The organism is Micromonospora sp. BL4 (assembly GCF_003667505.1).
In the GTDB taxonomy this organism is placed as follows: domain Bacteria; phylum Actinomycetota; class Actinomycetes; order Mycobacteriales; family Micromonosporaceae; genus Micromonospora.
In genome coordinates this window covers 1-13,238 of sequence record NZ_RCVJ01000216.1, presented here as the reverse complement: position 1 = coordinate 13,238, position 13,238 = coordinate 1, and the positions used below count along the sequence as shown (strand labels likewise).

Annotated in this window: 7 protein-coding genes; 4 read left to right on the top strand and 3 right to left on the bottom strand. The window is 73.8% G+C overall.

Annotation, left to right across the window (positions count from 1 at the left end):
- Window positions 1–253 precede the first annotated feature (253 nt).
- The gene (locus tag EAD89_RS27965; protein ID WP_121677789.1) at window positions 254–5,149 is read right to left on the bottom strand and encodes an SCO7613 C-terminal domain-containing membrane protein; all 4,896 of its coding nucleotides are present in this window, start codon (window positions 5,147–5,149) and stop codon (window positions 254–256) included.
- A gap of 221 nt (window positions 5,150–5,370) precedes the next feature.
- The gene (locus EAD89_RS27960) at window positions 5,371–6,798 is read right to left on the bottom strand and encodes a UDP-glucose/GDP-mannose dehydrogenase family protein (protein WP_121677788.1); all 1,428 of its coding nucleotides are present in this window, start codon (window positions 6,796–6,798) and stop codon (window positions 5,371–5,373) included.
- 249 nt (window positions 6,799–7,047) lie between these two features.
- Here EAD89_RS27960 and EAD89_RS27955 point away from each other — a divergent pair, with 249 nt between their 5' ends.
- On the top strand, window positions 7,048–8,217 hold the full coding sequence (locus EAD89_RS27955) for an acyl-CoA dehydrogenase family protein (RefSeq protein ID WP_121677787.1): 1,170 nt from the start codon (window positions 7,048–7,050) through the stop codon (window positions 8,215–8,217).
- 225 nt (window positions 8,218–8,442) lie between these two features.
- Complete coding sequence (locus EAD89_RS27950) at window positions 8,443–9,735, top strand: Bcr/CflA family efflux MFS transporter (RefSeq protein WP_233579214.1); 1,293 nt, start codon at window positions 8,443–8,445, stop codon at window positions 9,733–9,735.
- Window positions 9,736–9,807: 72 nt separating this feature from the next.
- Here EAD89_RS27950 and EAD89_RS27945 read toward each other — a convergent pair whose 3' ends face one another.
- Window positions 9,808–10,473, bottom strand: coding sequence for a hypothetical protein (locus EAD89_RS27945; RefSeq protein ID WP_121653085.1), 666 nt, complete (start codon window positions 10,471–10,473; stop codon window positions 9,808–9,810).
- 23 nt (window positions 10,474–10,496) lie between these two features.
- On the opposite strand from EAD89_RS27945, the gene EAD89_RS27940 reads away from it, so the two are divergent.
- Window positions 10,497–11,015, top strand: a complete 519-nt coding sequence (locus tag EAD89_RS27940) for an acyl-CoA thioesterase (protein ID WP_121653084.1) — start codon at window positions 10,497–10,499, stop codon at window positions 11,013–11,015.
- 158 nt (window positions 11,016–11,173) lie between these two features.
- Window positions 11,174–13,213: an acetoacetate--CoA ligase gene (locus tag EAD89_RS27935; protein WP_121677786.1), complete on the top strand. Its 2,040-nt coding sequence runs from the start codon at window positions 11,174–11,176 to the stop codon at window positions 13,211–13,213.
- Window positions 13,214–13,238: the final 25 nt, after the last annotated feature.

Below are 13,238 nucleotides of genomic sequence, written 5' to 3'. Positions count from 1 at the left end.
CTTTCAGGGAAAGTGCTGCCTCGGGCGCTGCGGAGGCAGCACTTTCCCTGTTGTTGCGTGGATCTTGGTCGCCACGGTGCGGTCATCCTGTCCTGAGGGTTGGCAAGCCCCCACGCTCACCGCAACCGACGCACCCACCCGCCCCGCTAACCGCAGCCACCGTACGTACCGCGGCACGCTCAGCCGCAGCCCGCTGTACGTACCTGGCACGCTCAGCGTGCCCACTCACCCAACGCCGTGGGGACCCTCCGATTCATCTCATGCCGCGTAGGGCGGTCTGTAGGCGTTCCTGGGCGCGGCGGCGGCGTTCGTTGCTGGCGCCGAGGATCAGCAGGAGGATGCCCACCGGGATCAGTGCCAGCCACGGGCCGAGGCTGAACAGCGCGTGGATCGCGGTGATCGCCGTGACCGACGCGCCGACGATCACCGGCGCCTGCTGCCGGCTGGACGAGCCGAAGATCAGCACCGCCACCGCGCCGAGCAGCAGCAGCATCTGCCGCAGCGTGCTGGACTCGGTGGCCAGCACGATCGCCAGCGTGGGCACGAACGCGGCGACCAGCGCCGGCCCGTACGCCACCCAACTGCTCATGTCCGAGCGCTGGCGCAGCTCCAGCACCCCGACCAGCAGAGCCAGCGCGGCGAACGGCAGCGTGTACGCCTCGGGCAGCGCCACGTCGGCGACCCGCATCAGGATCCACCAGGCGGTGATCTCGCAGGCCACCACCGCCCAGAACAGGATCCGGCGTTCCACCGGCCGGCGGTTGGGTCGGGTCGCCGCCACCCCGAGGACCGCGCCCCACGCGGCGAGCAGGGCGGCGATGTGCCGGGGCGAGTCGAAGGCGAGGGCCAGTGCGATCAGCGCCGCCGCGTACCCGCTCCATTCCACGGTCGCGGCCTCGCGCTGCGCCTCCGGTCGACGCAGTCGGGGCAGGGTCGCCGCGAACACCTGAAGGGCCGCCCCGACCGCGAGGACGCCGAACGCGGACCAGACCGCGGCCAGCCCGGCGACCAGGCCGGCGGTGAGCACGAAGAGCTGCGCCATCAGCGAGGCGAAGAGCCAGCCGAGAATGCGGGCCCGCTGGGTGGTGCCGTACAGCGCCGCCACCACGCCCACGCCGACCGCGCCGCCGAGGGTGAACAGGGTCAGTTCCCGGGTGGCCAGGCTGCCGGCCAGCCCGGCGCCTCCGGCGGCCAGGCCGATGAAGAACACCAGCACCCGGGCCAACCGCAGCGAGCGGGCCGGCTCGACCAGTGGCGGGGGTGGGGTCAGTGCGAGGCCGAGCATCGCGATGGTGAAGACCGAGAGCGCGGCGAGGGAACTCGCCGGCCACCCGTTGCCCAGCGCGATGGGCGCGATCAGCAGCGTGACGGCGGCGCCGGGCAGCACCACCGGCACGGCCCGGGACCGCCGTCCACCGCTGAATCCGGTGGCGGCCAGCGCTGCGGTCGCGGTGAGCAGCAGCGCGGTCAGCACGTGGGTCGGGTCGACCACGTCCGGCGGTGGGGAGAGCAGTTCCGGCGGCGGACCCTGCCAGATGCGGCTCAACGTGCGGTGCGGCTCGACCAGGGCGGTGATCAGAGCGGGTGTGATCGACGCGAGCGCCAGGGCGGTCGGCAGGGCGGCTGCGGCCAGCGCGCCGGCGGACGGGCTGACCCGCCAGCGCCGCCGCTCCGGGTCGTCCGGCAGTCGTCGCAGTGCGCCGTCGAGCAGCACCGCCCAGCGCCGGACCGGCTGGGCCGAGCCGGTCGGCGGCACGGTGGCCGCGCGGATCAGCTCGGCCAGTACGCCGAGGAGCGCGGCGGCGGCCGCGTAGACGCCCGAGGCGAGGCCGGTGGGGATGGCGGCGAGTGCGCTGATAGTGGCCCCGCCGACCACGGCCACGCTGACCCAGGGCAGGTACTGCGGGACGTGCCGGCGGACGGCGGCGACGGTGGCCAGACCGAGGCTGGACGCGGCCAGCGCGGCGGTCAACACCACCTGTGCCGAGTGGTTGAACTCGGCGGCCAGTGCCGCCACCGAGCCGGGCAGAGCCAGCAGGGCGGCGCCCGCGGCCGCACCGCCGATCTGCACCAGGTGCGGTGGCATCCCCTCGGTCTCGATGTCGGTGACCTGCGGGCCGGCCAGTACGCGGGCCAGCGCGGCCACCACCACGCCGATCAGCGCGATGCTGCCCAGCGCCAGCGCGGTGGTCCACGGTCGGACCAGGCCGGCGCCGGCCGCGTGCAGCGCGACCACTCCGGCCACGGTGGCCCGGGACAGCCCGGCCCGGGCCTCCTCGGTGGCCACCGCGGCCATCCCGTAGACGGTGGCGACCATTCCGCCGACGAGGACCGGTGACCACCAGGGCAGGTCGAACGCGGCCGGCGCGCCGATCGTGGCGAGCACCACCGCCGCGCCGGACACGTCCCACCGCCACGGAGGGGGTAGCAGGATGCCGGCGGCGATGGCCAGCAGGACCAGCGCGACCGGGGCCTGCCAGGTGGCGCCGCCGGTCGGCGCGGCCGGCCAGTCGCTCAGGTTGCCGTCCCAGATCGGACCGGGGGTCGCCAGGACGCCCAACCCACCGCGCAGCGCCGTCCACCCGGCCAGTACGCCGATCAGCAGGCCGCCGACGGTGATCCCGAGGATCGGCCCGCGCCGCCACTCGTCGGGCATGGCGCGGACCCCGACGGCGACCACCAGCACCAGGCCGGCGGCCACCGCCAGCTGACCGCCCGGGGTCAGCACGGCGGCGATCCGGACCAGCGTGGCGATCAGGGCGGTGGTGACCGCCGCGGCGGCCAGGTCCGAGCCGTCCAGCTTGTGGTCGGAGCGGCGGCCGGCGTCGATCGACGGTGCCAGGAAGAGCAGTACGGCGGCGACCAGCAGCAGGGCCCCGACCCAGGCGTCGGCGACGGTCGCCCCGGGCGCGCCGAAGGCGGCGGCGGTGACCACCAGCGCGCCCAGCCCGGTGCCGACCGACAGCGGCGCCGGGATGCGCCGCTGGGACACCTGCACCATGGCGGCGTAGCCGAGGGTCACGCAGACCGCGAGGAAGCTCGCCGCCAGCACGGGGACGGTCACCTCGCGCAGGCTCGCCGGGGTGGGGGTCGGGTCGGTGGGCACGGTGGCGGCCACGAACGCGGCGACCGCCCCGGGCAGCGCGAACGCGGCGCCCCCGGCAGCCCAGGCGGCAACCGTGTCGGCAGCGGCCGAGGCGATCCGGATCCGGGGCGCCAGCGCGACCAGAGCGCCGGCGGCGAAGAGGGTGAGCAGGACCGCGGCGGTGAGCACCGGCCCCACCAGGCTGGCGCCCGCTCCGAACAGGCCCACCACGGCGGCCCCGACGGCATGCGCCTGCGCGGCCCGGGTGGTGCGTGCGGAGAGCCCGATCACCCCGATGCCGACGGCGGTGAGCACCATCGGCCAGGGTGCCGCCGCCCAGCCGAGACCGAAGGAGGCCGGCACGGCCAGTGCGGTCAGCGCCGCCCCGGCGACGGCGAACTCGCGGCGGATGTCCGGCGGCAGGGCGAGCACCGCGGCGATGGTGAGCAGGAACGCGGCGGCCGCGAGCTGCCAGGTGGTCGGGCCGACCGCGGCGGCCAGCTCGGCCGGGTACCGGTCGAGGTCGGCGCCCCAGGCGGGCAGCGCCGCCCGGACCGGGGCCACGCCGGCGCGCAGCGCGCCCCCGGCCACCACCAGCCCGCTGACGGTGAGCGCCACCGCCGAGGCGACCTGCGGGCCGCGCCGGGCGGCCTCGGGGACCGCGCGTACGGCCAGCCCGGTCACCGTGATGACCGCGGCGATCAGCAGCAGAGCCCGGCCGGGCAGCGCCACCGAGGCGATCCGGCCGAGCGTCCCGATCACGGCCAGGGTGAGGATGCCGGCCGCGACGTCCGGCAGCGGCGGGCGGCGCAGCACCAACGCGCCGCCCAGTCCGACCGTGGCGGCCAGCATCAGCGCCGCACCGGCACCGGCCGCCGCCGGCACGGTCTGCGCCCGGAGCAGGGCGGTGACCGCGTACGCCAGGGCGACGGCGACCGCCACCGCGTGGAGCAGCCAGATCAGCTCGCGCAGCCCGGGCACGGGGCGGGTCGGCAGGGCGGCGGCGAACCCCGCGTCGGCGTCGACCAGCTCGGCGGCCTCCTCCGGGTCGCCCTCGGGCCGGCTCTCGGCGCTGCGTTGCCGGGGCGCCGACGGCGTGCCCGGGTCCGGCAGGTCCTGCCGGACGGGCCGCTCCACCGTGACCCCGGAGCGGGTCAGCCAGAGGTCGAGGAGGGCGACCAGAGTGAGCACCAGGGCCCAGCCACCCGGCCCGGTGATCCGGTCGTACGCCAGCAGCGGCAGCACCGGCTGCGCGGCGAGCACGGTGGCGAACCGGGGGGTGCGCAGGCCTGTCCAGCCGGCGTACCCGAACGCGACGGCGGCGGTGACCGCGAAGATCACCCCGGCGAAGACCGCGCCGGAGGCGCCGCCGTTGCCGATCCGGTCCACCGCCCACAGGGCGTTTCCGGCGAGCGGCACCAGCAGCAGGCCGACCGCGGAGATCGTCTCGGCGGTCGAGGTGAGCCCGCGTCGGGCCAGCGCCGGCGGGGCGAGCAGCAGCAGCGCCGTGGCGAGGAGCAGGATGCCGAGCCGGGCCAGCGCGTCCATCGAACTGGTCGCCACCGCGGCGAAGACCACCGCGGCCACCCCGAGCAGCAGCGCGCCCAGCCCGAGCGGGATGTTCTGCACCTCGCGGGAGGACGCCTCCGGGGGGTGCTCCGGGTCGTCCGCGTCGAGCCAGGACGGCGGCGGCGGTGGCGGTGGCGGGTCCTCCCCGATGGGCGGGGCGCCCTGACGGGGCACCCGGGGCGGGGCGCCGGTGTCCGCGGTCGGCGGCCGGCGGCCCGGACGGCGGCGCAGCACCCGACGCGGCCGGGTGGCCTGCTTGAGCCGCTCCTCACCGGCGTGGGCGAGGATGTCCCGCTGGAAGAGCGCGGCCTGCATCTTCGCGGCGATCTGCCGCTGCTCGCGGGCGATGGCGGCGTCGCGCGCCTTCATCTCCGCGATCGAACGCTCGATGTCGGCCAGGTGCTCGACCCACTGGGCCTGATCGGCCCCGCAGTGCGGGCAGCGGACGGCGGGCTTGATCTCCCGGCCGCACGAGGAGCACTGAAAGGTCGCCACGACACCCCTCCACCCGCACTGCACCCGCACTGTGGACTCCCACTGTCGCAGCATGCCCAAAGCTGGCGCGGATTTCGACACTTGTCGGCGGGTCCGGGGCAAACAACGACACCGGCCGGCCACGGAGACGTGCTCCGCGACCGGCCGGTGAGGTCGGGGTTCGCCCCTCATTCCGCCTCCGCGCCGCAAGGCGGCGCTCCGGACGGAAGGAAGGGCGTCCGTCAGGGGCGGCCCATGCCCCGGTACTCCCAGCCGGCCTGGGTCCACAGTGCGGAGTCGAGGCAGTTGCGGCCGTCGACCACCTTGCGGCCGGCCACCAGCTCGCCGAGGGCGACCGGGTCGGCGTTGCGGAAGTCGGCCCACTCGGTGAGGACGCAGACCAGGTCGGCGTCGGCGACCGCCTCGTTGATGCCGGTCTCGTAGGTCAGCTCGGGTACCGCGCGACGAGCGTTCTCGGTGCCCTGCGGGTCGTACACGTGCACGTCGGCGCCGGCCTTGTGCAGCAGTGCGGCGACGGCGAGCGCCGGGGCGTCGCGGACGTCGTCGGTGTTGGGCTTGAAGGTGGCGCCCAGCACGGCGATCCGGGTGCCGGAGAAGTCCGGGCCCGCCGGCCCGGAGCGGCGGCCGAGCAGGTCCGCGGCGAGCTGGAGCACCCGGGTACGGCGGCGCAGGTTGATCAGGTCGACCTCGTGCAGGAAGCGCAGCGCCTCACCGGCGCCCAGCTCCTGTGCCCGTGCCTGGAAGGCGCGAATGTCCTTGGGCAGGCAGGCACCGCCGAAGCCGAGGCCGGCCTGGAGGAACCGGTTGCCGATCCGCGGGTCGTAGCCGATGGCCCGGGCCAGCTGGGTGACGTCGCCGCCGGAGGCCTCGCAGACCTCGGCCATCGCGTTGATGAAGGAGATCTTGGTGGCCAGGAAGGCGTTCGCGGCGACCTTGACCAGCTCGGCGGTCGCGAAGTCGGTGACCACCAGGGGCACCTCGCGGTCCTCGGTGGCGGCCAGGTCGAAGACGCCCTTGTGCGCGGCGTACAGCATGCCGTTGGCCCACTCGCTCTTCACGCCGACCACGATCCGGTTCGGGCGCAGCACGTCGTCGACGGCGAAGCCCTCCTGGAGGAACTCGGGGCTCCACGCCACCTCGACGCCCAGGTCGTGGGGAGTGTGCTTGCCGACGAGCTGCTCCACCCAGTCGGCGGTGCCCACCGGCACGGTGGACTTGCCGACGATCAGCGACTTGCGGGTCAGGTGCTGCGCCAGGCTGGTCACCGAGGCCTCGACGTACGACAGGTCGGCGCCCATGCCGTCGGCCCGCTGGGGGGTGCCGACGCAGATGAAGTGCACGTCGCCGAACTCGGCGGTCTCCGCGATGTCGGTGCTGAACCGCAGCCGACCGGCGGCCAGGTTGCGCTTGAGCAGCTCGTCCAGGCCGGGCTCGTGGATCGGGACCTGACCGGCGTTGAGCATCGCGATCTTGTCAGCGTCCACGTCGAACCCGAGCACCTCGTACCCCAGCTCGGCGTAGCAGATGGCGTACGTCGCACCGAGGTAACCGGTCCCCAGGAAGGTCACCCGCGGACGGGGCGCGCCCGAGGGCGGCGTCACCGCGGCGATGGCGGGGGTCGGCTGGATGGTGGGATAGGGGATCGTCACGCCTGTCTTCTCCGCTCGCACTGGCGGCGCTTCGTCGCGTCGCATTCTGCTGCGGCGCCTGGCCGGGCACCGGAGGGGTGGCTCATTGTCTGTCTTTCATCATCGCTCGGCGCCGTGGGTGCTCCGTCGAGCCTGAACCTACGCGCCGGTAACATTCACCTGAACTGCAGTCGCTATCCTTCAGTCTGCGCGGTCGCGGTCCGGGGAAGCCACAGACTGCGCATGATAGCGGTGAAGGGGAGGGCCAACGTGGCCGCAGGGGAGTCGTTCGACGTCTACCGGTTGCCGGAGGAGCACGAGGCGATCCGGGAGGCGGTCCGGGAGGCCTGCACGGCGAAGGTGGCTCCGCACGCCGCCGAGGCCGACGAGACCGCTGAGTTTCCGAAGGCGTCCTACGACGCTCTGCGGGCGGCCGACTTCCACGCCCCGCACATCCCCGAGGAGTACGGCGGCGCGGGCGCGGATGCGCTGGCCACCGCCATCGTGATCGAGGAGGTGGCGCGGGCCTGCGCGTCCTCGTCCCTGATCCCCGCGGTCAACAAGCTCGGCACGATGCCGCTGCTGCTGTCCGGCTCCGACGACCTCAAGCGGCGCTACCTGACGCCGGTGGCGGCTGGCGACGCGATGTTCTCGTACTGCCTCTCCGAGCCGGAGGCGGGCAGCGACGCCGCCTCGATGACCACCCGCGCGGTGCGTGACGGGGATCACTGGGTGCTCAACGGGGTGAAGCGCTGGATCACCAACGCCGGCGTCTCCGAGTTCTACACCGTCTTCGCGGTCACCGACCCGACCGCGCGGTCCCGGGGAATTTCGGCCTTCGTGGTCGAGAAGTCCGATGCCGGGGTGAGCTTCGGCGCCCCGGAGAAGAAGCTCGGCATCAAGGGCTCGCCCACCCGCGAGGTCTACCTGGACAATGTGCGGATCCCGGCGGACCGCATCATCGGCGCGGAGGGCACCGGCTTCGCCACCGCGATGCGGACCCTGGACCACACCCGGGTCACCATCGCCGCCCAGGCCATCGGGATCGCGCAGGGCGCGCTCGACTACGCCAAGGGGTACGTGGCCGAGCGCCGGCAGTTCGGCAAGGCGGTCGCCGAGTTCCAGGGCGTGCAGTTCATGCTCGCCGACATGGGCATGAAGCTGGAGGCGGCCCGGCAGCTCACGTACGCCGCGGCCGGCAAGTCCGAGCGGGGCGACGCGGACCTGACCTACTTCGGCGCGGCGGCCAAGTGCTTCGCGTCCGACGCCGCCATGGAGATCACCACCGACGCGGTGCAGCTGCTCGGGGGCTACGGCTACACCCGGGACTACCCCGTCGAGCGGATGATGCGGGACGCCAAGATCACCCAGATCTACGAGGGCACGAACCAGGTGCAGCGCATCGTCATGGCGCGGCAACTGCTCAGCGGCGCCGTCTAGGCCGCGACCCGATCGAGCCCGACCGCCCCACCGCCCCTCGGCGGTGGGGCGGTCGGCGTCTGCGCGTGAGTCCCCACACAGCTGACATGTCATACGGGCCTGCGACGTTGGGGGAAGACAGACTCACAGAGCCCGATCACCCGTCACCCCACCGCTCGCCTCGTCCCCTCGCTGCCCAACGTCGGGCACGCCCAACGACGCCCGAAGTCACGCAGAGAAATCGAGATGATGAAGCAGCTGGTGGAGAAGACCGCGCCCCATACCCCCTCTGAGCAGGACGTCCTGCCCGGCGATCTGATGACGAACCGCCAGCGGGCGCAGCTCGTGCTCGTGCTGGGCGCGATGATCGCGATCGGGCCGCTGACCATCGACATGTACCTGCCGGCGCTGCCCGCCATCACGGCCGGCCTGCAGACCACCGAGACCGCGGTGCAGTTGACGCTGACGGGCACGCTGCTCGGCCTCGCGCTGGGCCAGTTGCTGGTCGGGCCGCTCTCCGACGTGGTCGGGCGACGGATGCCCCTGCTGGCCGGGCTGGCCCTGCACGTCGCGGCATCCGTGCTGTGCGTGTTCGCGCCGAGCATCGCCGTGCTCGGCGTGCTGCGCGTCATGCAGGGGCTCGGGGTGGCGGCCGCCACTGTGGTCGCCACCGCGGTCGTACGCGATCTGTTCAGCGGCGCCTCGTTCGCCCGGATCTTCTCCCGGCTGATGCTGGTCATGGGCCTGGCCCCGATCCTCGCGCCGACCCTGGGCAGCGGCCTGCTGCGCTGGACCGAATGGCGGGGCGTCTTCGCGGCGCTGGCCGTGCTGGGCGCGCTGCTCATCGTCGTCGCCGCGTTGCGGCTGCCGGAGACCCTTCCCGTGGCGCGCCGCCGGCACGGCGGGGTGGGTGCGACCATGCGGGACTACCGGGGGCTGCTCAACGACCGGGCGTTCGTCGGTCTGGTGCTGGTCGCCGGGCTGGCCATGGCCGCTCTGTTCGCGTACGTCTCCGGGTCGTCCTTCGTGCTCCAGGAGCAGTACGGCCTCGACGAGCAGCAGTTCGGGCTGGCCTTCGGCGCGGGCGCGGTCGGGTTGATCGCGGCCACCCAGTTCAACGTCCGGCTGCTGCGCCGCTACACCCCGCAGCAGATCCTGGTCAGCGCCCTGATCGCCGGCACCTCGGCCGGGCTGCTGCTGATCATGTTCGCCGCGACCGGCCTCGGCGGTCTGGGCACGCTGCTCGCGTCGCTGTGGCTGGTCCTCGCCGCGGCGGGCCTGGCCCTGCCGAACGCCCCGGCGCTGGCCATGACCCGGCACAGCGAGGCCGCCGGGACCGCCGCCGCGCTGCTCGGCGCCGTGCAGTTCGGCGTCGGCGCGCTGTCGGCGCCCCTGGTGGGCCTGTTCGGCACCGGGAGCGTGCCGATGGCGATCGTGATCGCGGGCGGCATGGCCGCCGCGACGCTGGTCATGCTCTTCGTCGTTCCGCGCGCCGACCTCGGCGCCGTCGACCCGGACCTGGCCGTCGCACTGCACTAGCGCGCCCGCCCGTCCACCGCACGCGGTGGGTTCCGGGTTGGGGGCGGGCCGGTCGCCCGGCCCGCCCCGCGGTCAACGGATCTCGGTGGTGTCCTCGGGGCGCGGCTGGCCGCGCGGCGGCGCGGACCACGGCGACTCGCCACCCACCCGGCGGGGCAGTGGGTCGGTCGGCGTCGGATCAGCCGGGTAACCGAGGGTCGGCGGGGTGGTGTCGCGCTCGGCGGGCTCGGGAGGCGGCCAGTCGGTCAGGGTGAAGTCGTCACTCCGGGGGCCACCCGCCGGCGCCGGTGCCGTGGCCGGCTCGGTCACCGGGCGCGGCCACTGCTGCCACCGTTGCCTGCTGAACGCCGCCATCAGCAGCAGCAGGCCGATCAGGAAGAGGGTGCCGTTCTCCACCGGAAGCCGCAGCGGCAGCGGATCGCCGAGCACCTTCCACCCGTGCGGGATCGCGTCCCGCACCTCGAACGGCGCCACGAACATCCCGACGTACGGGGTGACCAGCAGCAGCCCGGCCACCAGTGGGCCCAGCGGCGAGACGCGCAGTGTGCCGAGCAGGCCCAGCAGGACACCGCCGACACCGAGGTACACGGCCGGCTCGATCAGGTTGGCGGTGTTGAAGGTGCCGATCTCCACCCAGCGGTCGACCGTCCGGCTCGACCCGTCCTGCCCGAGTGTGACCAGCACCCACGTGATGGGCACCACCACCAGCCCGGCGAGGAAGCTCCAGAGATGTCGCATCCGCGCACCGTACCGTTTCCGGCATGACCGAGCACCTCTCCGCCGCTCCGACCGGCAAGCCGACGTCGTACTCCCGCGTCACCCTCAGCAAGATCATGACCGCAGTCGACGTGAACCTGTACGGCACCGTGCACGGCGGCGTTCTGATGAAGTTCGTCGACGACGTGGCGGGGGCCGCGGCCGCCCGGCACAGCGGCGGGACGGCGGTGACCGCGGCGATCGACGAGATCGTCTTCTCCGAGGCGGTCCGGGTCGGCGACCTCGTGCACGCGCACGCCCAGGTGAACTGGACCGGGCAGACCTCGATGGAGGTGGGCGTGCGGGTGGTCGCCGAACGGTGGGACTCGGCCGAGGACGCGCCGGTCCGGGTGGCCACCGCGTACCTCGTCTTCGTCGGGGTCGACGTGAGCGGGGCGCCGCGGACGGTCCGCCCGGTGCTCCCGGAGACCCCGGACGACGAGCGCCGCTACCGGGAGGCCGAGATCCGCCGGGCGCACCGCCTCGCCCGCCGCCGAGCCATCCAGGCGCACCGCGCCGGCTGAGGTGTTCTCCCTGCTTCCCACATGGGTGGCGGGGGTGCAGTGTGGGGTGGGCACGCGTCGGTGGCCGTACCCGGTGCGCAGAATGGCGCTTCGAGGTAGGGCAAGATGGCGCCACGGCCCATTCACAGTGTCGTGCCGGGCCAGGGGAGGGTGGAGCAGTGGGTGACGTGCTGTGGACGCCGCCGGCGGACGTACGCGAGCGGTCCCGGATCGGCGGCTACCTGCGCTGGCTACGGGAGCACCGCGGGCTGGACTTCGCCGACTACGACGCGCTGTGGCGCTGGTCGGTCACCGACCTGGACGGGTTCTGGCGATCCATCTGGGACCACTTCGAGGTGGTGGCTCACACCCCGCCGACCGCCACCCTGGCCGAGCGCGGGATGCCCGGGGCACGCTGGTTCCCCGGGGCCACGCTGAACTACGCCGAGAACGTGCTGCGGATGCCGGGGCGGGCCGACGACGACCCGGTGGTGATCGCACACGGGCAGACCCGGGCGCCGGTCACGCTGACCGCCGGGGAGTTGCGCGAGCAGGTCCGCCGGGTGGCGGCCGGACTGCGCCGGCTCGGCGTCACCGCCGGTGACCGGGTTGCGGCGTACGCCCCGAACATTCCCGAGACGTACGTCCTGCTGCTGGCCACCGCCAGCCTGGGCGCGATCTTCTCGTCCTGCGCGCCCGAGTTCGGCACCCGCAGCGTCACCGACCGCTGGCAGCAGATCGAGCCGACCGTGCTGGTCGCCGTGGACGGCTACCGGTACGGCGACAAGCCGGTGGACCGCCGCGCCGAGGTCGCCGCCATCCGGGCCGCCCTGCCGTCGCTGCGGCACACCGTCAGCATCGGCTACCTCGACCCGGCGGGCACCGACGGCCATGATTCGGCCTCCGCGCCGTCGGGCGGCGCTTCGGACCCGATGAAGGCCGTACCCGACGGCGCGTTGAGCTGGGCCGAGCTGGCCGCGCCCACCGACGAGCCACTGGCGTTCACGCCGGTGCCGTTCGACCACCCGCTGTACGTGCTCTACTCCTCGGGCACCACCGGGCTGCCCAAGCCGATCGTGCACGGCCACGGCGGCATCCTGCTGGAGCACCTGAAGATGCTCGCCCTGCACCACGACCTGGGCCCGGCCGACCGGTTCTTCTGGTTCACCACGACCGGGTGGATGATGTGGAACTTCCTGGTCTCCGGCCCGGCGGTCGGCGCGACCATCGTGCTCTTCGACGGCAATCCGGGGCATCCCGACCTGGGTGGGCTGTGGCGGCTGGCCGCGGAGACCGGCACCACGTACTTCGGCACCTCCGCGCCGTACCTGCTGGCCTGCCGCAAGGCCGGGCTGGTGCCGCGGGAGGTCGCCGACCTGTCCGCGCTGCGCGGTCTCGGCTCCACCGGGGCGCCGCTGCCCGCCGAGGGCTTCACCTGGGTGTACGAGACCGTCGGCGACGACCTCCAACTCCAGTCCCTGTCCGGCGGCACGGACGTGTGCACCGGTTTCGTCGGCGGGGTGCCGCTGCTGCCGGTGTACGCCGGCGAGATCGCCTGCCGGGCGTTGGGCGCCAAGGTGGAGGCCCGCTCGGCCGACGGCACCCCGGTGATCGGCGAGCTGGGTGAGCTGGTGATCACCGAGCCGATGCCGAGCATGCCGGTGGGCTTCTGGAACGACCCGGACGGCACGCGCTACCGAGAGGCCTACTTCGACGTCTACCCGGGTGTCTGGCGGCACGGCGACTGGATCACCATCAACGAACGGGGCGGCTGTGTGATCACCGGACGCTCCGACGCCACCCTCAACCGGGGCGGGGTGCGGCTGGGCACCGCCGAGTTCTACTCGGTGGTCGAGGGGCTGGACGAGGTGGTCGACTCGGTCGTCGTGCACCTGGAGGACGACGAGGGCGGCGCGGGCGAGCTGCTGCTCTTCGTGGTGCTCGCCGAGGGCCTGGAGCTGGACGACCCGATGCGCGCGAAGATCTGCCGCGAGCTGCGTACGGCGCTCTCCCCCCGGCACGTGCCGGACGAGATCCACCAGGTGCGCGCGGTGCCCCGCACGCTCTCGTCGAAGAAGCTGGAGGTCCCGGTCAAGAAGATCCTCACCGGCACTCCGGTCGATTCGGCGGCCGCGAAGGGCGCACTGGCCAATCCGGAGTCCCTCACGGCCTTCGCCACCTTCGCCCAACGCCGAGCCCCCGACAACACCCCGGCCTAACACCCGCCCCGCCTCTGCCCTGCCC

Bases quoted from the DNA above. Each gene is read 5' to 3' on its own strand.
- EAD89_RS27950 (WP_233579214.1), top strand. From the start codon at position 8,443: ATGATGAAGCAGCTGGTGGAGAAGACCGCGCCCCATACCCCCTCTGAG.
- EAD89_RS27945 (WP_121653085.1), bottom strand. From the start codon at position 10,473: ATGCGACATCTCTGGAGCTTCCTCGCCGGGCTGGTGGTGGTGCCCATC.
- EAD89_RS27940 (WP_121653084.1), top strand. From the start codon at position 10,497: ATGACCGAGCACCTCTCCGCCGCTCCGACCGGCAAGCCGACGTCGTAC.